The 22,597-nt window shown below is 42.3% G+C and carries 18 protein-coding genes and 1 pseudogene; 5 read left to right on the top strand and 14 right to left on the bottom strand.

The window, feature by feature from the left end:
* Positions 1 to 30 precede the first annotated feature (30 nt).
* From ACQFX9_RS28060 to ACQFX9_RS28050, 3 genes and pseudogenes are all read left to right on the top strand, one after another.
* Complete coding sequence (locus tag ACQFX9_RS28060) at positions 31 to 375, top strand: ankyrin repeat domain-containing protein (protein ID WP_427159798.1); 345 nt, start codon at positions 31 to 33, stop codon at positions 373 to 375.
* A gap of 17 nt (positions 376 to 392) precedes the next feature.
* On the top strand, positions 393 to 1,811 hold the full coding sequence (locus ACQFX9_RS28055; RefSeq protein ID WP_427159797.1) for a serine/threonine protein kinase: 1,419 nt from the start codon (positions 393 to 395) through the stop codon (positions 1,809 to 1,811).
* Positions 1,812 to 2,120: 309 nt separating this feature from the next.
* Positions 2,121 to 2,249 (top strand): annotated as a pseudogene (locus tag ACQFX9_RS28050) (helix-hairpin-helix domain-containing protein); the annotation flags it as partial.
* Positions 2,250 to 2,259: 10 nt separating this feature from the next.
* Here ACQFX9_RS28050 and ACQFX9_RS28045 read toward each other — a convergent pair.
* The 8 genes from ACQFX9_RS28045 to ACQFX9_RS28010 all read right to left on the bottom strand — a co-directional run bounded on the left by ACQFX9_RS28045 (position 2,260) and on the right by ACQFX9_RS28010 (position 10,463).
* Positions 2,260 to 2,874, bottom strand: a complete 615-nt coding sequence (locus tag ACQFX9_RS28045) for a cytochrome c oxidase subunit 3 (RefSeq protein ID WP_427159796.1) — start codon at positions 2,872 to 2,874, stop codon at positions 2,260 to 2,262.
* Between the two features lie 102 nt (positions 2,875 to 2,976).
* Positions 2,977 to 4,650 (bottom strand): cytochrome c oxidase subunit I, encoded by a 1,674-nt coding sequence (gene ctaD, locus ACQFX9_RS28040; RefSeq protein WP_427159795.1) that lies wholly within the window; start codon positions 4,648 to 4,650, stop codon positions 2,977 to 2,979.
* Between the two features lie 15 nt (positions 4,651 to 4,665).
* Positions 4,666 to 5,592 carry a cytochrome c oxidase subunit II gene (locus ACQFX9_RS28035; protein WP_427159794.1) on the bottom strand — a complete coding sequence of 309 codons (927 nt, stop codon included), beginning with the start codon at positions 5,590 to 5,592 and terminating at the stop codon, positions 4,666 to 4,668.
* 63 nt (positions 5,593 to 5,655) lie between these two features.
* Positions 5,656 to 6,261: a DUF2231 domain-containing protein gene (locus ACQFX9_RS28030; protein WP_427159793.1), complete on the bottom strand. Its 606-nt coding sequence runs from the start codon at positions 6,259 to 6,261 to the stop codon at positions 5,656 to 5,658.
* Positions 6,258 to 6,758 (bottom strand): DUF2231 domain-containing protein, encoded by a 501-nt coding sequence (locus ACQFX9_RS28025; RefSeq protein WP_103138767.1) that lies wholly within the window; start codon positions 6,756 to 6,758, stop codon positions 6,258 to 6,260. Before ACQFX9_RS28025 ends, ACQFX9_RS28030 begins: the two co-directional genes overlap by 4 nt.
* A gap of 692 nt (positions 6,759 to 7,450) precedes the next feature.
* The gene (locus ACQFX9_RS28020) at positions 7,451 to 8,335 is read right to left on the bottom strand and encodes a hypothetical protein (protein ID WP_427159792.1); all 885 of its coding nucleotides are present in this window, start codon (positions 8,333 to 8,335) and stop codon (positions 7,451 to 7,453) included.
* 398 nt (positions 8,336 to 8,733) lie between these two features.
* Positions 8,734 to 9,405, bottom strand: coding sequence for a response regulator transcription factor (locus ACQFX9_RS28015; RefSeq protein ID WP_427159791.1), 672 nt, complete (start codon positions 9,403 to 9,405; stop codon positions 8,734 to 8,736).
* Positions 9,402 to 10,463 carry an ATP-binding response regulator gene (locus ACQFX9_RS28010; protein ID WP_427159790.1) on the bottom strand — a complete coding sequence of 354 codons (1,062 nt, stop codon included), beginning with the start codon at positions 10,461 to 10,463 and terminating at the stop codon, positions 9,402 to 9,404. Before ACQFX9_RS28010 ends, ACQFX9_RS28015 begins: the two co-directional genes overlap by 4 nt.
* 117 nt (positions 10,464 to 10,580) lie before the next feature.
* Between ACQFX9_RS28010 and ACQFX9_RS28005 the strand changes: the two genes are divergently transcribed.
* Positions 10,581 to 12,944 (top strand): c-type heme family protein, encoded by a 2,364-nt coding sequence (locus tag ACQFX9_RS28005; RefSeq protein WP_427159789.1) that lies wholly within the window; start codon positions 10,581 to 10,583, stop codon positions 12,942 to 12,944.
* Between the two features lie 282 nt (positions 12,945 to 13,226).
* On the opposite strand, the gene ACQFX9_RS28000 is transcribed toward ACQFX9_RS28005, so the two are convergent.
* The 6 genes from ACQFX9_RS28000 to ACQFX9_RS27975 form a co-directional block, all read right to left on the bottom strand.
* Positions 13,227 to 13,478 carry a hypothetical protein gene (locus ACQFX9_RS28000; RefSeq protein WP_427159788.1) on the bottom strand — a complete coding sequence of 84 codons (252 nt, stop codon included), beginning with the start codon at positions 13,476 to 13,478 and terminating at the stop codon, positions 13,227 to 13,229.
* Between the two features lie 343 nt (positions 13,479 to 13,821).
* The gene (locus tag ACQFX9_RS27995) at positions 13,822 to 14,049 is read right to left on the bottom strand and encodes a DNA-binding protein (protein WP_427159787.1); all 228 of its coding nucleotides are present in this window, start codon (positions 14,047 to 14,049) and stop codon (positions 13,822 to 13,824) included.
* Between the two features lie 30 nt (positions 14,050 to 14,079).
* Positions 14,080 to 14,277: a hypothetical protein gene (locus ACQFX9_RS27990; protein ID WP_427159786.1), complete on the bottom strand. Its 198-nt coding sequence runs from the start codon at positions 14,275 to 14,277 to the stop codon at positions 14,080 to 14,082.
* A complete protein-coding gene (locus ACQFX9_RS27985; RefSeq protein WP_427159785.1) occupies positions 14,270 to 14,533 on the bottom strand; it encodes a hypothetical protein in 264 nt (87 codons plus the stop codon). Before ACQFX9_RS27985 ends, ACQFX9_RS27990 begins: the two co-directional genes overlap by 8 nt.
* Positions 14,534 to 14,953: 420 nt before the next feature.
* Positions 14,954 to 15,871: an N-acetylmuramic acid 6-phosphate etherase gene (gene murQ, locus ACQFX9_RS27980; protein ID WP_427159784.1), complete on the bottom strand. Its 918-nt coding sequence runs from the start codon at positions 15,869 to 15,871 to the stop codon at positions 14,954 to 14,956.
* Between the two features lie 81 nt (positions 15,872 to 15,952).
* Positions 15,953 to 16,381, bottom strand: coding sequence for a DUF3110 domain-containing protein (locus ACQFX9_RS27975; protein WP_427159783.1), 429 nt, complete (start codon positions 16,379 to 16,381; stop codon positions 15,953 to 15,955).
* Positions 16,382 to 16,649: 268 nt separating this feature from the next.
* On the opposite strand from ACQFX9_RS27975, the gene ACQFX9_RS27970 reads away from it, so the two are divergent.
* Entirely contained in the window at positions 16,650 to 22,544 is a 5,895-nt protein-coding gene (locus ACQFX9_RS27970) for a translocation/assembly module TamB domain-containing protein (RefSeq protein ID WP_427159782.1), read from the top strand.
* Positions 22,545 to 22,597: the final 53 nt, after the last annotated feature.

Here is a 22,597-nt window from a genome sequence, read left to right as displayed (position 1 = left end):
TTTTGACATTCATATTTCCAGGTGCAAGATGTGAGTCTACAATTAGCAGTCCAAAACTCTAAACCGCAAATCATCAAACTACTGCTCAAATCAGGTGGAGATATCAATCAGCGCGATCGCAATGGTGCAACTTTACTACATTTAGTCATATCTAAAACTAATCAGTCAGTCTATGGCAGAGTTAACACAGACACTCAAGAGATTATCCAACAGCTAATTGAACGGGGAGCGAGTATCAATGTTGAGGATAAAGATGGTAATACACCATTGCAATTGATCTCTAAAAACTATATTGGCGATCCAAAAGATAAAAAACTCTCTTCAGAGAATCAGGCGATCGCCGACATTTTGAAAAAGAACGGCGCGAAGGAGTAACCAGAAATCAAACATCTATGGAATTGCTACATCAACCAGGAGACATAATTCAACAACGATACCGCATCTTAGAAATTTTGGGACAAGGTGGGGTAGGTATTACGTATGCAGCCGAAGATTTAGAGAGTGGCGATGGCTACGCCGGTTCGCAAAGCGACCATCGCGTGGCACTGAAAGCTTTGTCATTCCGGCGGATGAGTGACTGGAAAAAAATAGAATTGTTTGAACGAGAAGCAAAAATTCTCTCCCAACTCTATCATCTGGCAATTCCTCGCTATCTCGATTATTTCCAAGTAGACACAGGCTCTGACAGATTCTTTTATATTGCTCAACAACTTGCGCCAGGTAAATCTCTAGCCACATTAATAGAAAATGGTTGGCAACCCCAAGAAAAGCAAGTTCGACACATCGCCATACAAGTTTTAGAAATTCTTATTTACTTACAATCCCTCAAACCCCCAGTTATTCACCGCGATATTAAGCCCCAGAATATTATCCTCAACTTTTCCCCAACAGCAAAAGATAGGGGAGATATATTTTTAGTAGATTTTGGTGCAGTACAAGATACCTATCACAATACAGTCACAGGTGGCAGCACAGTAGTAGGAACTTATGGCTATATGGCTCCCGAACAGTTTCGTGGACAAGCTGTGTTAGCAACAGACTTGTATGGCTTGGGAACTACACTACTTTTCTTGCTGACTGGAAAATCCCCAGCAGATTTACCACAACGCCATCTCAAAATAGATTTTCGTCCCCATGTTCGCATTTCCCCAGATTTTGCTAACTGGTTGGACATTATCCTGGAACCAGTCAGTGATGACAGATTTCCCTCAGCCAACTTAGCCTTAGCAGTACTGCGAGGAGAAAAACAGATTCAAGATGTTATATCCCATTTTTCTTTAACAAGACCGCAGCGACCAAAAAACAGTTCTATTATTTTCCATAAAACCGAAGCAGAATTAACTATAGAAATTCCTCCCAAGCAATTACGTAACTATGCTAGTTGGTTTATTTCCATTATCCTCTTGCTAGGAAATGGGTTTCTTTTACTCACTTTTTGGGTCTTATTTTTTGAATACTTATCTTTTTTAAATTTATTTGTATTTATTTTGATGTGCTTGTTTTTACTCACATATTTATTCTTAATTTTGCCGAGGATTGCAGATTATGTCCTCAGTCCCATCTCAAAAACTAGAATTAAAATTAACCAAAATGGATTTTGGTTAAAGCGTTGGTTGTTAGATTGGTCTTTTCAAAATTGTCATGAAGATGTATTAGATATTAAGGATGTTATTACCAAACCTATGCAGCCAATTACGGTTTCTGCATTTAATAAAACACTCAGAAAATATCGTTTTGCTCCATTATTAAGCACATCAGAAAAACAATGGATAGTTTGGGAAATTAGGGAATTTTTAGATAAATTATCTTGAATTAAACATCTTCTAAGAAATCAGATTTTCTGAGGAACACCTTTACCTAAGACTTGAGATTTCAAATCAACTAACAACCAAAATCACCTCAAAAATAAGGATTCGCTTTGCTCAGTCAGAAAATGTTTGCTTCAATTCCCCACCCATCATACCACAGGTTGATGGGTGGGGAATTAAGGCTTTTGGTTGGAGGCTGCTAGTAGTCTGCCAAGAGAACTTTGTAAGGTTAATAGCAGCAAAAAAATCTCTTTCTCCCCCTGCTCCCCCTGCTTGCCTTAGCCTAGCAATTTTGGGTTGGTGAACTACTAGTTGGCAACTGACATTTACAGCATTGGTTTTTTAACTGCTGATAAAATAGCTCGTAATTTGGGAGTTCCCGTAGATTCCCAGTTTCGTTACTGTGCTGGGCTTGTTCATGCTTTGAGTGTAGCCGCAGAATTAGTCGTTTTTACTGCCAAATATAAAGCATAATAAACAAAACAATCCAAATCACATCGACGAAGTGCCAGAACAAAGAAGTAGCATTGACACCAAAGTGACCATTGTCGTAATTTCCTGGAACAAATGAGCGCAAAAGCACGATTAACTGCAATATAATTCCAGTCAAAACGTGCAAACCGTGGAAACCTGTTAACAGGTAGAACATCCCACCAAATGTACCGGAAGTAAAACCAAACTCTAAATTGCTCCATTCAATGGCCTGTCCTACCAAAAAGTAGCCACCCATAACCATTGTTGTAGTCAAGAAAATACGGAACATCCGTAAATCGTGGCGTTTGAGGGCGACTTCTGCCAAATAAATCACAAAACTACTAGCAACCAACACCACAGTATTAATTGCTGGTTCTTTAACTTCTAACCCAGAAATGCCAGGTGGTAGCCAGTTAGGAGTAGAGAGTTTATAGACAATATATCCAGCGAAAAAACTCAAGAAAATGACACTTTCAGACAATAAGAACACAATAAAACCAAACATTTTATTGCCTTCTTCATCGTGTCCATGTTCGCCGCCTGCGTGATGCGACGATGGTTGTAAATCATCGGGAACAATATAACTATCCATCGGTGCAATTATTAGTTGTGTACTGTAAGTTCTTTTAGGGAAACACCAGACAAAAAGAAGCTTGTTCTTTTCGTCTGGAAACTCTTCCGCAATTGCATTTCCCTAATGTTGATGACTGTGTGTTTCTGCCACTAAGGGTTCTGATTTACCGTAACCGTAGGGTTCAGAAATCACTACGGGAATCTCTTCAAAGTTTTCTACTGGTGGAGGAGAAGAAACTAGCCACTCCAAACCAATAGCGCGCCAAGGATTATCAGGTGCTTTTTCACCTTGCATCCAAGAAACTAGGATATTGAAAATAAAGGGTAAGGTAGACATCCCCAACAAGAATGCACCTAAGCTAGCTACAATATTCCAGCCTTCATACTCTGGTGCGTAGGAAGCAACTCGGCGTAACATCCCTTGCAATCCTAATGGGTGCATGGGTAAGAAGTTGAGGTTAGTACCGATAAATGCTAACCAGAAATGTACTTTACCCCAACCTTCGTTGTACATTCTACCGGTCATTTTGGGAAACCAGTGATAGATGGCTGCATACATCCCCATTGTCACTGTCCCATAGAGGACATAGTGGAAGTGTCCGACAACGAAATAGGTATTGTTAACGTGAATATCCACGGGTACAGAGGAAAGCATAATGCCGACGATACCCGCAAACACGAACATAATCAAACCACCCAAAGCAAACAGCATGGGTGTATTGAGGCGAATTTTGCCGCCCCAGATAGTAGCAACCCAAGCAAATACTTTAATCCCTGTTGGTACAGATACCAACATAGTAGTTAGCATGAATACCATCCGCATCCAAGCAGGTGTACCACTGACATACATATGGTGTACCCACACAATTGCACTGACTACCGCAATTAGCATGGAAGACAGGGCAACTACTTTGTAACCAAATAGAGGCTTACGGGCGTAAACGGGGAAAATCTCGGAGAAAATCCCGAAAATAGGCAGAATAATCACATAAACGGCAGGGTGAGAGTAGAACCAGAAATAATGCTGGAACATCACCGGATTACCGCCATTGGTGGGGTTAAAAAAGCCAGTACCCACAGTCAAGTCGAGTAACAACATGACTGCACCAGCTGTCAGGGCAGGTAAACCAAACAATTGGATAATCTGCGCGCTAAATACTGCCCAGACAAACAAAGGCATCCGAAAGAAGCCCATTCCTGGCGCACGCATTTTGACGATAGTAGTAACAAAGTTTACAGCCCCCATAATTGAGGACACACCAGAAATCGCCACCGCCAACAGCCAAATCACTTGACCATTAATTAAGTGACCAGTGGGGTTTTGCAGACTCACTGGGGGATAAGCCCACCAACCAGCTTGAGCCGGGCCACCAGGAACAAAAAAGCTCGCCATCAACAGAATCCCAACAACGGGAACCATCCAAAAGGCGGCGGCGTTGAGGCGGGGGAAAGCCATGTCCCGCGCCCCAATCATTAGGGGAACTAGGTAGTTAGCTAAACCCACGAGGGAAGGGAATGTCCACAGGAACAGCATCACTGTACCGTGCATGGTAAACATCCCGTTATAAACGGTGCGGTCAACTAAGTCTGATTCTGGGGTGATGAGTTCTCCCCGCAAAATCATGGCGAAGATACCGCCGACGAGAAAGAAGATAAAAGAAGTAACGAGGTATTGGATACCGATAACTTTGTGGTCGGTGCTGAAGCTGAAATACTCCTTCCAGCCACCGCCACCGTGTCCGTGCTGAGGCTTCTCCACAGGGAGATCGAGCCTATCAATAGGGATATTGGTCATGTGTTGATGTTCCTTTTAGCCTGGGTAATTAACTAAAGGTGCGGCAGCAGGTGCGACGGTTTCCCAGCCTGTTTTGACTGGCTGACTACTGCTTTGGGCGTATTCAGCCGCAGCTTGGTTATAAGCGGGCATGGGTTTGTGAGTAGCGACTTTAGTTAACCATTTTTGATAGTCTTCTGGAGACTCCACAACCACATTTGCTTCCATAGTGGCGAAGTATGTACCGCTATATTGAGAGTCGGTCAGACGATATTCACCTTCGCGAATGGGGGTAAATTCAAAATCAATGGTTTGATTAGGAACAATGTCTTGTTTAAGACGGAATGCAGGGATGTAAAAGCCGTGGAGTACATCTTGGGAATGTAGGGCTAAATGCACACGGCGATCGCTTGGTAAATGCAATTCGGTGCTGGTAACATTCTTGTCAGGATAGTGGAAGACCCACGCCCATTGTTTCGCGATTACGTCAATTTTTTCACTAGGTTCAGCTGCAATTACTCCACCTTCATCATCGGTAGCAGCATAAGCTGACTTCATTTCCATTGGGTTGTGTAGGTGTCCCAAGGCTGTGGGGCCTTGAATCCCCATTTGTTCATAGATTTGGTAGCTGTAACCTGCAATCCAAAACACCAGGAAAATCGGAATAGCTGTCCAAACTACTTCCAGGGTGATATTACCTTCGATGTGGGGGCCATCACTCCAGTCATTTTTATCTGCCCGATGGAACAACAAAGAGTACATCAAAACAACAGTTACACCCAGGAAGATGAAAGCACCTAGAGTTACCAAGAAGCTAAATAAATCATCAATTAAGTGAGATTCAGCCGCCGCTTGGGGAGGCAACCAGGAATAGGCGAGTTTACCTACCCACAGGCTAACAGTAGAGATCGCGATCGCTCCTACTATCAGCGTAAAAATATTGAAAAATGTCCGAAATTTCATAGTTGATAGTCAAGAGTCAAGGGTCAATAGTCAACATCCTCAATTTCTCCGTTACTTCTCCCTTTACTTGAGGACGTTATTGAGGTCTTCACCTAAACGCAGTAAGCTATCGGCTGTGTTGTGTACACCAAATTCAGCTGCTAATTGCGCTCCTAAAGTGCCGTGAAGATACATGATGAACATGATGAACACGCCTGTAACTAAATAGCACAACTGCACTTGTTGGTCTTGGTCTTCAGACCAGACATAACGTTGCCATGCCCTCCATAAAGTCATGAGAGCAATTAAACCCAGCAGAAATACACCACCTACCCCATGCCACATCATGGTTTGCATGGCTTTTAGTCCCCAAGCACTTTTGATATCAGGGGTGGGTGTGGCGAGAAACATTTCATAAAAGCCTGCGGCCACTGTGAAAAAGGTGATGACGGTTGAACCTACCATGTTGTACCAACCAACATCAAAGAGGTTTTCCCGTTCAACTGTCATTCCCAAAAATTTGAACACCCATTTTTGAAAAGGGAAAAGCACAGCAACGATATCAAAAGTAATCCCGATGATGAATAAGCCCAAGGTCAAATGCACTAGGTTGGGATGAATCGGAATTGTGTAAGGTAATCCGTTCGCTCCTAATTGGATATTTAATTGCTCAATTAGTTCTGAGTTCATGGCAGCATACCATCCTTAACAGCTTCAACCACTGGGACTGTGTGTAGCCCATAGACCCAAACCAGTTCATCTCCGAGATAAACTTGTACACCCACAATTAAGGCTAAAATTAACCCTACTCCTAAGTAGTGGATAGGAATTTTGTAGGGGTTACGCGCCCGCAGTACATATCGCCAAGCTGTCATGGCGGCAATAATACCTGACAATGACCAACCAATTAAGGTATGCAAATTCAGTACAGATTTAGCTACTTCATAGGGTTTAGCCAAGCCAGCTTCAAACTGACCAAAAATAATGGCGACAAAAATGGCAATGGTAGCAACAAATAAATTCCACCAACCCACTTCATAAAACCGAGCTTTACCTGTGAAATAACCAATCAGATCACAAACAAATGCAAACAACACCATCGCAATTACAAAGTGAACGACGATGGGATGTATTGTGTCTGGGTAGGGTAAATTGTGATCGTTTAAAGATGTAAGATAATCAAGCATTCTCCTCTCCTTGGCATAGCGATCGCACCTCATTAACATCTCAATACTTGACATTCACTCACATCCACATAGGCTTACCTGCATAACCAGAATTGATTTCTAGATAGTCGTGGCGACATCTGGCTACGTTATAATTTGCCTATTTGTTGTCAATTAAGTGAGGCTATTATTTATAGTCAATGATTGAGTTTAATTCATTTGTTCATACTGATAAGCTACAACAGCGATTTTTAATTTACCTAACAAAATTACTGTTGGTTGTTGAGTGAGTGAGTCCTATCTATTAGCTTAAGGATTTTTTCACTAGTTGTCAAAAGTAATTACAACATTTCTTTAAAAAAGTTTGATTAGCAAAAATAACTCTTCTATAATGTATCCTTGCTTGCAATTTCAGTATATTGCCTATACAAAATATTTAAATGTGCGTTGACAACATTCTTTAATTATTAATTTGTGATGATAATTACAATTTATGTTCAGTAAATTATAAACATAATCAACAAGAAGAAATTAGTAATTTAAATACTAAAGTCAATCTCTAGTTGTGATTAGATAAACATATGAGAAAAAATAATTGTTAGCTAATGGCTCTATTCATTCTATATGCTCTACAATCAACAAGCTCCCCTACTTGTTGAAAAGTTCGGGGAGCTAAACTTGGCAATTAAAGCTAATATTAATTGAGTCAAATATTAGAGTTGTTGACCGTTAAACAAACCTTCGACTTTTTTATTGGGATAAGACTGTTTGTTAAAATTCAAGTTATTGATTGCTTGTTCTTTTGTCCAAGATGGTTCAAAACCGACACGTACACCATCCCAAATCAATTCATAACCGACTTTTTGACCGTTAAACACACCTTCAACCTTTTTATTAGGATAAGCTTTTTTATTGTCCTCCAAGTTAGCGATCGCTTGTTCTAGTGTCCAAGATGGTTCAAAGCCGACGCGTACACCATCCCATATCAATTCATAACCAATTTTTTGACCGTTAAACAAACCTTCTACTTTCTTATTAGGATAAGCTTTTTTATTGTCCTCCAAGTTAGCGATCGCTTGTTCTCTTGTCCAAGATGGTTCTGTACCGACGCGTACACCATCCCAGTACAATTCATACTTACCAATGGTAGATGGAGCGACAGCAGGAGGTGTGGCGGGAGGTTGAGAGGTATTACCGTTACCAGATAAATTTAAAGCAAACTCTTTACCCTTACATTTGCGGAAGCCACAAACTTCAGCTTTACCCTCAAAACGTACTGGACTGCCTTTAATGCAACCTTTGACTTGAGCATGAGAACCAGCGACACTAATTGTACCGAAGGTTGCACAACCCCCATCACGACCGACGTATTGTTTTTGACTGGTAACTGGCCCAAATTGAGCATATAATTCATAGCCTTGACCTTTCTCTTCAGCACAAATTCCAATATTCTGCACATCAATACAATGACGGTTGTTTGCAGATTGTGCCATTGCTGGACGTTCAAAAGTCATAGTGAATAAAGGTAGACTTGCGCCGATAAGTGCAACTACTTGTAACAGAGATTTGTTGATTTTGTTGGTTTTGGTAGCAGACATGATGGAAACTCCTAATTGTTTGTTGAGTAAAAATTAATTTGAGTGAACACGCATCCGCGCAGATGATGTGCAGTAATTGCAACCATCGGCGTTAGCAAACGAAAGCATTAAGTTGAACTAAAATTTTGCAGGTAAGTAAAAGTAAGTTTGACCTTTACTGAACCCTGTTAAACTTATCTCTGAACTCCTTTTGTAGAAGGAGTTGGGCGATTGAGGGAGGTTAGTTAACTCACCAACCGTTGTCCTCGTTTCGATGAATTTAAGATATCCCGTAATCTAGGTTGTCCACATCGAATAAATGTCATGTACCTGATATGACATTTGTCATTGGGCTAATCAATTCAAAATTCAAAACTAAAGTACGGGCATTGGGCATTAAATTTTCTCCCCCTACACCCTTAATTCTCCAACCAAGACATAAAAGAATTCGCCACTATTGCAGCTTGAGTGCGATCGCGTAAATTCAGGCGAGCTAAGATATTGCTGATATGATTTCTCACTGTCCCTTCAGAAAGAAAGACGGCTTGGGCAATTTCGCGGTTACTCGCGCCTTTGGCAATCATTTTTAAAATTTCTTTTTCTCTTGCCGTTAGTTCTGCCATTCCCGGCGGTAACTCCTGCGGCTTATCGGTTTCAATAACTGAAACATTCGCCATCATCTTTTCGACAATTCCCGGCCCAAATTGGGTGTAACCTTTGTGAATTGAGCGAATGGCTTCTGCTAATTCCTCAGCCGGTGTGTCTTTTAATAGATAACCCTTAGCACCAAAGCGCAAAGCCTCAGCCACATATTTAGCATCATCAAAAGTGGTGAGAATTAAAATCTTAGTCCTGGGAAACTGCTGACAAATGATTTTTGTGGCTTCGACTCCATCCATTACCGGCATCCGAATATCCATGAGTACCACATCCGGCGGGAGAAATTGCGCTTGTAAACCTTCAATTAGTTGAATTGCCCTTTGTCCGTTCTCGGCTTCGCCAACCACTTGTAAATCGGGCTTCGTCGTTAATAAGGTTTTTAAACCCCGCCGGACAATCTCTTGATCTTCTGCAATTAATACTCGAATCATACTCCCAACCTCGGAAATCTTGCGGTAATTCGACAACCAGCCCCAGGTTGACTGTGAATTTCTAATTGCCCACCTACAGCCATTGTTCGTTCTCGCATACCTTGCAGTCCAAAACCGGCAGCAGACAGATCAATTGACATTCCTTTACCATTATCTTGGAGAACTAACAACAAACCCGCCGCCGTGGTATGAATTTGAATTTGCACCTGGGTTGCGTTTGCATATTTGCAGATATTTGTCAATCCTTCTTGAATGATTCTGTAGACGACGGTATTGACTTGATGAGAGAAGGGGTGAGATAAATCGATATGGCATTGAGGAGAGATGCCAGTGGTGCGGTAGAATTCCTGAGTGAGAGTTGCGATCGCATTTTCTAAAAGTTGACCTTGCAATGGGTCAGAGCGAATTTCTGAGACCGACTGACGTACAGCTTTCAAGGCATCAGAACCCAGTTGTTTCGCCTCTTTTAAAAATTCGTAGGCTTGTGCGGGGTCAGTTTGCCATAAAGTCAGGGCAGTTTCCATTTGAATATTGAGGGCGACTAAGGCGTGACCCAAAGAATCATGGATATCGCGGGCGATGCGGTGGCGTTCTTCCACAGCCGCCATTACTTCTATGCGTTGGTTGAGTGCCTTTTCTTGTGCTAAAGCCTGGAGTAACTTTCCTTGTAATCTACAAATTGTTAATTGATTTTCCACCCGCGCCAAAACTTCTTCCACCTGAAACGGCTTAGTAATATAATCTACTCCCCCGACCGTAAACGCTTTGACTTTATCAAAGACTTCATTTAAAGCACTAATAAAAATAATCGGAATTCTTTGTGTTTGAGAATTGGCTTTTAATTGCTGACACACTTCATAGCCATTCATCCCCGGCATATTAATATCTAGCAAAATTAGGTCAGGAGGTTGGGCTTGTGTTCCCATTAACGCTGTTTGACCATTAGTGACACTGCGAACCTCATATCCCTGCTGCATCAACATTGTCGATAACAGACGTAAATTATCTAATGTGTCATCAACAATGAGGATGTCGCCTTTGGGGGAATTGGCATTCATAAGGGACGCGAGTATGAGGGTAAAAGAGTGTATCTGCGTGCGTCAAAAATCTACACTCAGAAAACTTAGCTAAAATTATATACTTTTGAACATACGCACATGAGCAGAGGGGTGAAAATGCTCAGGAAGCTAAAACTGGGAACAAAATTTACCTTACTACTCACACTAGTCTTTCTCGGTGGGATTTGCTTAAGTGGGATGATTTTGGCTTCTGCTATGCAACATTTAGCAGAAGAAGATGTCAGTACCAAAGCGGAAATTTTAGCCCAGACGATGAACTCCGTGAGGGAGTACACCGATAACAGTATTAATCCCCTCTTGGAAAATCAACTACTAACTGCGCCAGTATTTATCCCTGAAACTGTTCCTGGGTATGCGGCTAGACAAGTATTTGAACAGTTTCGCACTCACCCCGAATATCAAAGCTTTCTCTATAAAGAAGCGACACTCAACCCCACAAACCCCCGTGACCAAGCAGATGAGTTTGAAACTCAATTGGTGGAACAATTTCGCCAACAACCCCAAAAGACTAAACTTTCTGGTTATCGGCCTATTTATGGGGAAACTCTGTTTTATATTGCTAGACCACTAAAAGTCACTCAACAAAACTGTTTAGTGTGTCATAGTCAGCCAGCATTAGCCCCCAAAAGTATGATTCAAACTTACGGAACAAAGGGTGGGTTTGGTTGGAAGTTGAATGAAATCGTTGCAGCACAAACAATTTATGTCCCAGCCGATGAAGTGTTTATGCGTGTGCGTCACACTCTGACGTTGGTGATGAGTATTGTGGTAACTGTGTTTGCCTTGGGTGTGTGGTTAATTAATCGATTTTTGAAAGGGACAGTCATTCAACCACTCAAACAACTAACAGCGATCGCCCAACAAGTTGGTGCTGGTACAATCACTGTTGAGCAAGTCCAAGGCTTTGATTCCCCAGACATCATCAAAGTAGCGCAACGGGCTGACGAACCAGGACAACTAGCACGCACATTCCAATATATGGCGCATGAAGTCGCCACCCGTGAACAAAACCTGACGCAAGTAGTTAACCTCCGCACCGCCGAGTTAGCAGCAAGTATAAAAGAAGCGGAAACAGCCAGGGCAAAAGCTGAAGCTGCTAACAAAACTAAAAGTCTGTTTTTGTCTAACATGAGTCATGAACTGCGGACTCCCCTAAATGTGATTTCTGGGTTTGTGCAGTTGATGATGCGTAGTGGTTCTCTCAATTCCCAACAGCAAAATTATTTAGAAACCATTAGACGCAGTGGTGAACATCTGCTGACTTTAATTAACGATGTGTTGGAAATGTCCAAAATTGAAGCGGGACGTACCACACTCAACGAAACTAATTTTAATTTAACGGCTTTATTGGATTGGTTACAACAAGTATTTCAATTTAAAGCCCAGTCAAAAAATATTGAGCTAACTTTTGTCTTAGCACCTAATTTACCCAAATATATCTACACAGACGAAAGTAAGTTACGTCAAATTTTAGTCAACCTATTAGGAAATGCGATTAAGTTCACACCCAAAGGCAAGGTAAGTTTACGGGTGTCAATAGTCAATCAACAACCACTGACACTAAATTTTGAGGTAGAGGACACTGGGCTGGGTATTTCACAAACAGAACTAAAAAACCTCTTTGAACCCTTTGTGCAAACCGAAAGCGGCCGTAAATCTCAAGAAGGAACAGGACTAGGATTAGCAATTAGTCGTAGTTTTGTGCAGTTGATGGGGGGAGACATTACCGTTAGCAGTCAGGTGGGAGTTGGTTCAACTTTTCAATTCACCATTCAAACTCAAGCAGTTCTCACGGCACAAATTGAAGTTCCAAAAACCAATCAGCAAGTTATTGGACTTATCGCCGGACAACCAAAATATCGCATTCTTGTCGCTGAAGATAAAGCAGAAAATAGACAATTATTGATAGAGTTGTTGACACCTGTAGGCTTTGAAGTAGGTTGCGCCACTAATGGACAAGAAGCAATTAATTTGTGGCAAAGTTGGCAACCGCATCTAATTTGGATGGATATGAGAATGCCTGTATTGGATGGCTATGAAGCGACCAAACAAATCAAAGCCGTCGGTAATCCCACAACAATTATCATTGCCTTAAGTGGTAGTGCCTTTGAAGAAGACAGACAAATTGCATTATCTACCGGCTGTGATGACTTCGTGCGTAAACCTTTCCGCACAGAAGAAATATTTGACAAAATGGCGCAGTATTTAAGAGTAAGTTATCTTTATGCAGTCGAGTCAAATATTAATAGCACCAACAACTACACTCTCACAGCCCAAGATTTAGCCGTTATGCCAGCTACATGGATAGCACAACTACAGGACTGCGCGACTAAAGTTAATGGCAAACAAATTCTACAATTAATTAATCAAATCCCTGCATCCCATACTCATTTAGCTAATGGTTTAACACAGTTAGTGAATAACTTTGATTTTGAGAAAATTTTGGCATTAACAAAATAGTAACTTAACGTAAATTCCATGAGTGCTTTTTGACCTCACCCGTAACCACTCTCCTTGTAGGCTACTGTGTACAAACAATATAGTTAGTTGATACATTCACAATGTCAGGCGATACATTCGCAATGTTAGGCAATACATTCGCAATGTCAGGCGATACATTCGCAATGTTAGGCAATACATTCGCAATGCCAGGCGATACATTCGCAATGTCAGACGATATATTCGCAATGTCGATGCAGCAACTTGTGTGTACTGTAGCCTTCAAATATTATTCTTATATTTTTATCGATAAATGTGCATAAATAAAGCATAACCACTCACTAGTAACAGAAACAAGATAGTCGTAGAAAATATCACTAAATCTCGCACTATAAATAAAACCCAGTCTTTTCTTAGTTCTTGCCTAAATTGCAATTCTCGCAACTGACGCTCAAGTTCTGCATCCGCTTGAGAATTTTGATTTATGATTGAGACAATTAGCGGATTTTCACCTTTGGTAGCAATTATCTCTGATAAATACTTAACATTTGTCATATTGGTTATACCAAATTGGTATAAGTAGTATGTGTAGGGTGTGTTAGGCGTAAGCCGTAACGCACCGAAAACTTTGCGGTAGATGCGTTACGCTGTCGCTAACACATCCTATGTACATTTTAGAAATCAAATATTAGGGACTTCCAGATAAAAAAATATCCAAATTGTAGGGTGCGTCAGTATGAATAATCTCTTGGTATAGTTAGGTTTTATCGCACTGACGCACCCTACTAAGCTGTTTATTTGGGATAATTTATTTTTTGGTGTTCCCTTAGTCCTATAGAATAGCTTCTAAATCTCCGTTTCCAATCCAAAATCTCAAATCTAAAATCCAAAATTGGTATCAGATACCCGAAATTTCAGTTTCTAAATTTTCATGATCATCCACAATCCAGAGATGTTTACCTTGTTGCTTGGCTTCTACAGCTATTTCTAATAGTGCTAGTGCTTTGAGGAAAACATCAGCATGATCGCCCTGAATTTGTTGTGATAGATTATCGATAGTTTTATATAATTCTTGTGAGAGATTTAAATTAATTTGAAGACGTTGATTTTGATTTTGTAAATTCATTGAAGATGCACTAATTATAAAAGAAAAAATTTAGAAAGTACCTCTCCAAGCAGCATAGGCAAGAGTGATAACAATGGGAAGAATAATAGACAGAGTAATGATAACTCCCGTCTTACCGAAACGAATTTCTTGCCCATCTGCTTTGAAAAGAGCAATTACTGCTACTGTCGCCATTAAAATCCAGATGCTCCCAAAGATAATAAAAATAGTGAAGGCTGAATCATTCATTATGTTTGACTGGAGGTTTATCCTTATCCTTATCTTTGTCCCTATCCTTATCCTGCTTACTCTTCTTCATTACTTCCATGTAGATGTTAACTTCATCTACTTCTATATCATGTTCAATTCTCTTGACTTTCCAAGTTTCTTTCCTGAGATAAATTTCCTCTCCAACTCTGGGTATAAATTGTAAATCATAGAATTTCTTGATGTAGTCTCTTTGCTGTTCTTCCCATAGAATAACCTTAGTCCCTTCTCTAGTCATTAGTAACCCTCTTTGTGAATAAGTGAAAGTTAATATTTAGATGAAAGATACTCGTTTAGTCTATCCCACTAATTCCCATCAAGAGCGTAGTTAAAGCCACATTATTAACTAACTTAATTGGGTAGATAACTTTAATTTATTCATTTTCAGAAGTTTTGAGTGCTGAGTTTTGAGTGCTGTTAGCGATAGCGCGGCGTTTAGCCGGTGCTGGGTATACTCCCATAGTTAAAACTGGGGGATTGAAGTAAGGACGTATTTTTTGCTGTTAGCGGTAGCGGGGTGTTCAGCCCGTGCAATTAGTTTTACTTTTTACTCAAAACTCAGCACTCATTACTTATTACTCATTACTCAGCACTCAGCACTAGTTACTCATTACTTATTACTCATTACTCAGCACTCGTTACTCAGCACTCAAATTTACTAAGTATTCTTATAACTAGCGACAGCTTCTCTGAGATTACCTTGGTGGGTAGATAAAAGTTGTTCTCCTGCTTCTTTGCTTAAACCAGTCCAGTGCAATAATAATGCCAGTTTCACCCATTTACCGCTACGTTCTAAAAGATAACCGGCAGCTTCTCGACTTAAACCTGTGAGGTCTTGTAAGATGCGTAAAGCGCGATCACGTAACTTTTGATTTGTGACTGCGACATCCACCATACGATTGCCGTAAACTTTGCCTAGTTGCACCATCACCCCAGTAGACAGGATATTTAAAGTCAACTTGGTGACTGTCCCGGCTTTGAGACGGGTAGAACCGGCTAAAATCTCCGGCCCTGTTAACAAGCGAATATCAATATCCGCCTCAAAACTCACCTGTTCGGCTGGTACACAAGCGATGAAAATTGTCAATGCCCCCCGTTGACGGGCAGCATTTAAAGCACCGTGAACAAAAGGAGTCGTGCCGCCGGCGGTAATTCCCACCACTACATCTAACTGAGTAACATGACGTTGAGCGATCGCGCTATCTCCGTCTTCCGCCCTATCTTCCAAATCCTCAGAACTGCGTACTAAAGCCCCAGCACCACCAGCAATAATCCCTTGAACTAACTCTGGTGGTGTACAAAAAGTTGGGGGACATTCCGCCGCATCTAATACCCCCAAGCGTCCACTTGTTCCCGCACCCACGTAAAACAAACGTCCACCCTGACGCAAACGGGCGGCTGTTTGTGCAATAGCCTGGGCTATCTCCTCCTTAGCCGCCGCTACCGCCTCTACTGCTTTATAGTCTTCACTATTAAACAACTCTACCAACTCCAAACAACTGAGCTGGTCTAAATTCAGGCTCAAAGGATTGACTTGTTCCGTCAGTAAATGCCCACGTTCTTGTAAATTTGTCATTTATGGTAGCCTGCGCGTTCGTTGTTATCTGTGTCATAGCCCATCAACTATGGACTATTGACTAATGACTAAATGACTAAGTTACAACAATCCTTCTAATTTGCGGCGAATCTTTTCTAATTCAGCCGCAGAAAATTCCGTTTCCTCCGCAGGCGGAACATCATCAAAGTCTAGACCATCCTCATAATTATCATCATATTGCCCATCGGCTTGCCAATCGGTTTCTTCAACATTAATTTCAGGAGGAATGACAAGATCGCTATTTTCTGGGATAATTTCCCAGTCATAGTCAGCACTTACACAAAACTCCTTGATTTCCTCAGCATCCATTGTTTCCACAGTAGGAGTTGGGAAATCTTGAGCCTCCAACATCAGGGCAAAACGGATAGCATCATCTTGAGATTCAAACATCAGAATTTTATTGCGATCGCCCACCTGAATTGTATGAATCCCCTCATTTTCCGTATTAGCGTTAAAAATCAACACAAAAACCCGCATTGGCGTAATCATCCGTCCTTACATTGTTATGTATATCTATAAGTTTAGGGGTGTAGGGGTGTCAGGGTGTAGGGGGGCTAATCAATTCAAAATTCAAAATTCAAAATTAAAGATTCTGTTCCCTGTTCCCTGTTCCCTAATGAGTAATGACTATTGACTACTACGCATTCATCCGAATGCCAAAGGATGAGATTGGTTTGTATCTTGGTATTGGCGTAGTAATATGCCCATAGTGCTAGTAGTGTGCCTACCACGTTCAGGAAAAGAGAAGTGAAGCCACATGAGTAATTCTTCCCCTCAAGATCATCAGTCCGGTAATTCTGACCGCCAGCGTCTATGGTTGCGGGTTTTGAAACGTGGTGGTATTACCTTGGGCAGTATTTTACTGCTAGGTTTAATCGGCGGTGCTTGGCGATTATGGGTTTTTGTGCAGAATGAATTAACGCCTTTAGCAGAAAAAAGTCTGACCAATACGCTAAACCGTCCGGTGAAACTGGGCAAAGTTAGTCAATTTTCCCTCACGGGGGTAAATTTTGGGGCTTCTTCCATCCCCCCTACAGCTACAGACCCCGACAAGGCGGATGTCGATGCGGTGGAAGTTACTTTCAACCCTTGGCTGTTAGTTTTTAATCGTCAGTTAAAACTAGATGTCACCTTAGTTAATCCTGATGCTTACATTGAACAGGATAATCAAGGGCGTTGGATTACCACAACTTTAGCTCCTCCAGGAGAGGCGGGAGCAATTAAAACTGATTTAAATACACTGCGTCTGCGGAATGGCAATTTGGTACTTTTACCCCAAAAGAAAGAGGTGGCGGAAGTTGGGGAACCAGCAGACAAGGTAGACAAGGAAGATGTTGCGGCTTCTCCCATCGCTTTTTCGCAACTTTTGGGATCTGCCCAATTTTTAGAAAATAACCAATTGGTGAAATTTGCAGTCCAAGGTCAGGCGGAGACTGGCGGTAACATTACCTTGGCTGGGGATGTGCGTCCTAAGACTTTGGTGGCGAATATAGAGGTGCAAGCAGAAAAAATGCTGGCTGCACACGTCACTCAACTGGTAAAATTACCTCTGGAATTACAAACGGGTCGGGTAAACGGTGATTTAAAAGTTCAACTCGCGCCAGAGCAGAAGCCTTTATTGTATGGTAGTGCTGATTTAGAAGGGGTGACACTGCAAATTCCCCGCACACCACAACCGTTTATTAATAGCCAAGGTAGTATTTATTTTCAGGGAACAGAAATTAAACTCGAAAATCTCACCACTAACTACGGCAAAATTCCCCTAGTGGCGGCGGGAATTATTGATAGTATTAAAGGTTTTAAGTTAGCTGGGCGCATTAATGGGGTGAGTGTCGCTACAGCCCAAGAAACTTTAAAATTAAAACTGCCTGTACCTGTGGCTGGACAATTACAGGCGAAATTACAGGTGGTGGGGGATGTTGATAACCCCGTTCTTTTAGGTAGTGTCACCACTGTGAAAACTGCCCAAATTGATAAGATTAATTTTAAAAGAGTTAGTAGTAACTTTGCATTCAACACCCAGGATGCTTTGATAAAGTTGGAAGACGTTCTGGGAGAAACTACAGTCGGTGGTGAGATTAGAGGTGGTGGGATTATTCAGTTAGGAAAAAATCCCCAACTCGATTTGAGTTTTGCCGCCAATCAAGTGGCTGGAGATGCGATCGCTAAACTCTATAATCCTAATGTGGCTGTAAAAATTGGCAGTGTTAACGCTACAGCCAGGGTGACGGGTACACCTACAAATACCCAAACTTTCGTCCAATTTGCCGCACCACAGGCAGTTTATCCTACCACGGGGGAAGTGATAGTTGGTGCTAATCGTAACATTAATTTTCGCAATGTGGTGGCGCGGGTAGGTGGGGGGACAATTCAAGGTAGTGGGAGTTTTGCGAATCAGCGTTGGCAAGCTGTCGCCCAAGCTTCAAGGGTGAGTTTACAACCCTTTATCAACCCCAATCAACTGCAAAATATATCTTTGGCGGGGACAGAATTAAACGGTCGTTTCATTCTGGCGGGGACAGCTGAACCTTTCCAAATCGTCAATATTCGTTCCCAAGATGCGGGGGTGCAGATTGGTGGTGGTAGGATTGCGATCGCTAGTATTCAATTACAAGACAAAAACTTCACCGCCCGCTTCATCGCTAATAATGTCCGTCTAGGAAACATCCTCAAAAATTCCCCCCCAGCTTTAGCTAACCCCCTAGATGGGACATTTCAAATCGCTGGCAATAGAGAAAATTTTAATCTGAAAACTCTTCAAGGCAGTGGGGAAGCCCGTTTACGCGTAGGTAATGGCACAATTACCGCCACCAATATTCAACTGGCTAACGGTCGTTATCAAACCCAAGTGCAAGCGAATAATGTTCCTGTACAACGTTTAGCGGCTGTACCCCTACAAGGTAATTTAACTGGACAATTAAATGTCGCCGGTAGTGTAGATTCCTTCAGTCCCAATACCATCCAAGCCAGTGGAAAAGCCAAAATTAATGTCGGTAACGGTACCATTACCGCCGCTAACATTCAACTGGCTAACGGTCGTTATCAAACCCAAATCCAAGCCAACAGTGTCCCTGTGCAACGTTTGGCGAAAGTTCCACTGCAAGGTGATTTAACTGGACAGCTAAATGTCTCTGGCAGTGTCAATTCCTTCAGTCCTAAAACCATCCAAGCCAGTGGACAAGCCAGCATCAATGTTGGTCAGGGTAAAATTACCGCCGCTAATATCCAACTGGCTAACGGTCGTTATCAAACCCAAATCCAAGCCGATAACGTCCCTGTGCAACGCTTGGCTACTGTACCGCCTCAGTTTCAAGGTAACTTAACCGGTCAATTAAATGTTGCTGGTAGTGTAGATTCCTTCAGTCCCAATACCATCCAAGCCAGAGGTCAAGGACAGTTAAATGTCGCAGGTGGTCAAGTTACAGCGTCTAATATTCAACTGGCTAACGGTCGTTATCAAACCACAGTCGCAGCTACAGGTGTACAGTTAAATCGCTTTAATCAACAACTGCGGGGACAATTAGGCGGACAACTGCAACTAGCAGGAAATCTAGGTTCGACGAGATTAGCAGATATCGAAGCTGCTGGTCAGGTACAGTTATCCCAAGGTTTACCAGGGCTAGAACGCCCCTTAGTCGCTTCCTTGGCTTGGAATGGCGAACAGTTGACAATTCAGCAAGCCACTGCACCAGGCTTAAATGTGAGTGGACAAATAGCCGCCAATGCCAATAGACCAGGTATCCCAGAAATTACCGCCTTAAATCTCAACGTCCAAGCCCAAGATTTTAATTTACAACAGTTACCAGTGAATCTACCCAATCAGGTAGCGGTGGCTGGTAGGTTAGATTTTAACGGTCGGGTGACTGGGAAATTACCGTTACCGAATGTAGCCGGACAATTGGCCTTAAAAGATTTGGCAGTCCAGGGTATTGCCTTTGAACCTGTACTTAAGGGTAGTGTGCAGTCAGCCCAGGGACAGGGTTTAAATTTAGATTTGAGGGGCAATAATGACCGCATCGCCTTAAATCTCAACGGCAATAATCGCCCCGAATCCTTCTTGGTAAAATGGCAACAAGCCTCAGCCCAGGGTCAAGTTAAGGGGGATAACTGGAGTGTGCAAGTGGCTAGCTTCCCCTTACAAATCTTGAATGTATCACCACCGCCAAATCTGCGTTTGGGTGCAGGGAAACTCGCAGGAAACTTAACAGGAGATATCCAATTTAATCAAAGCACATTTGCTACTAGTGCCAACTTAGCGATCGCCAAACCAGAAATTGGCAGAATTAAAGGCGATCGCTTGGCGGCGCAATTCCGTTATAGTGATGGCACAGCTAGCATTAGCAGTAGTGAATTTATTAAAGGCAATAGTCGTTACGCCCTCACTGCTAATCTTGCCCCGACTGCCCAAGGGCCAAGAATTCAAGGTAAACTCAACGTCAGCCAAGGCAATATCCAAGACGTACTCACTGTAGCCCAGATTTTTGACATCCAAGATTTGCAAAACAACGGTTCGCCGTCTAGTTACGGTAGTGCAGCCGACCTCAATACCGCACCCCAAGGTTTACCTAATCGTCCTTTACTTGACCAAATCGAACGCCTAGCCCAGATTAATCGCCTCATAGCTGACCGAGAAGAACAACGCACCGCTTCCCCAATTCCCGAATTAGCAGATTTACAGGGAACCTTTAGCGGCGATGTGGCTTTAGACACGGGTACACCAGAAGGTTTATCTGTACAATTCAATTTGAACGGACAAAACTTTACTTGGGGTAAAGAAGACGAAGAAAACCGTTTCTATCGTGCTGACAAAATCATTGCCGAAGGTAGCTTTGCCAATGGGGTATTACAAGTGCGACCATTACGCATTGAATCAGCTAATAGTCTTGTAGCCTTTGCTGGTAACATTGGCGGCTCAGACCAGTCAGGACAATTACGGGTGAATAACTTCCCCATAGAGGTGCTGAATAACTTTGTCAGACTGCCTATTGGCATCACTGGGAATCTGAGTGGTACAGCAGCTTTAGCAGGTAGCATTGGCAACCCCCAAGCCAGGGGAGAAATGCAAATTACTGAAGGTAAACTCAACGACAAAGCCATAGAATCAGCCAACGCCAGTTTTAGTTATGCCAACGGTCGCCTGAACTTTGGTAGTATCGTTGCCATCGCTGGGCCGCAACCAGTCAACATCAATGGCAGTATTCCCTATAAATTGCCCTTCGCCACCACAAATCCCGATAGTGACCAAATCAGCTTAGATGTGAAGGTGCAGAATGAGGGATTAGCATTATTAAACCTGTTAACCAACCAAATCGCCTTTGAAGAAGGCGCAGGTGAAATTGATTTAACAGTCAGAGGAACTAGACAAAAACCCATATTAAATGGGATTGCCACCGTCAATAATGCCACTTTCTCCGCTCAAGCTTTACCAGGGAAAATCAGACGCGTCACCGGTAAAATTCAATTCGATTTTGACCGTGTTTTAGTAGAAAGTCTCCAAGGTCGATTTAGCCGTGGCCAAGTCGCAGCCGCAGGGGAAATACCAATTTTTAACACCGAACTGGCAATTAATAATCCCCTCACCGTGGAACTAGAGCAATTAAACTTAAACCTGAAGGGACTATATCAAGGCGGGGCTAGCGGTAACTTACAAATTACAGGTTCAGCCCTCAAACCAGCGATTGGCGGTAAAATCAGCCTCTATGATGGTCAAGTCTTGTTAGCAGAATCTACCAATGCCCAGCAGCAGCAAAATAATAACGCTGGTATATCACTCACCAAACTCAACAAACAAGACAAACAAGAAGTAAATAGTGCAGGGGCGATCGCGCGCTTTAATAATTTAGAACTAGAATTAGGCAAAAACCTGCAAATTACCCGTCCACCTATCTTAAGTTTCCGTGCCACAGGCAACTTGATTGTCAGTGGTACGTTCGCTGATCCCATCCCCGTAGGCACTATCCAATTAAAAGACGGTGGCGTAAACCTATTCACCACCCAATTTAAACTAGCTAGCGGTTATAAACATACCGCCACCTTTAGAGCCAATCAACCCCGCGACCCCGATTTAGATGTACAACTATTTGCGAAAGTTCTGGATGTCGTCCAAGACAGTAACTTTAGTGATAGCAGATTAAGTCCCACGGGTTTAGCGGCATTAGAAACAGTGCGGGTAGAGGCTAACGTCAAAGGACAAGCCAGCAAACTCGACCAAAGCCTAGAATTAAGAAGCAGCCCCTCCCGCAGCGAAAACGAAATTGTCGCCTTATTGGGTGGTGGATTTGTCACCGCCCAAGGAGGAGGTGATAGCACCTTGGGTATTATTAATATTGCCGGTTCAGCAGTATTTAATAATTTCCAGTCTGCCTTTAACCAAATCGGCACTGCCTTTGGGTTAAGTGAATTGAGGATATTCCCCACAGTAATTTCTGATAATCCCGAAGCAGGTAAAAGTGGTTCTTCTATTGAATTAGCAGCCGAAGCCGGCGTGGATCTGTCTACAAAATTATCAATTTCTAGTATTAAGATTTTGACAGCCAATGACCCCTTCCAATGGGGGATTAATTACCGCATTAACGATAAAATTCGCGTGCGTGCTTCTACTAATTTAGAAGATGATAGCCGGGCTGTAATTGAGTATCAAAATAGGTTTTGACGGGAATAGGGAATAGGGAATAGGGCATTGGAGTAAAATCTACCTTGTCACCC

The sequence above is a fragment of the Aliinostoc sp. HNIBRCY26 genome, from assembly GCF_050235535.1.
In the GTDB taxonomy this organism is placed as follows: Bacteria; Cyanobacteriota; Cyanobacteriia; order Cyanobacteriales; family Nostocaceae; genus Trichormus.
This window is presented reverse-complemented; position numbering and strand designations above follow the sequence as displayed.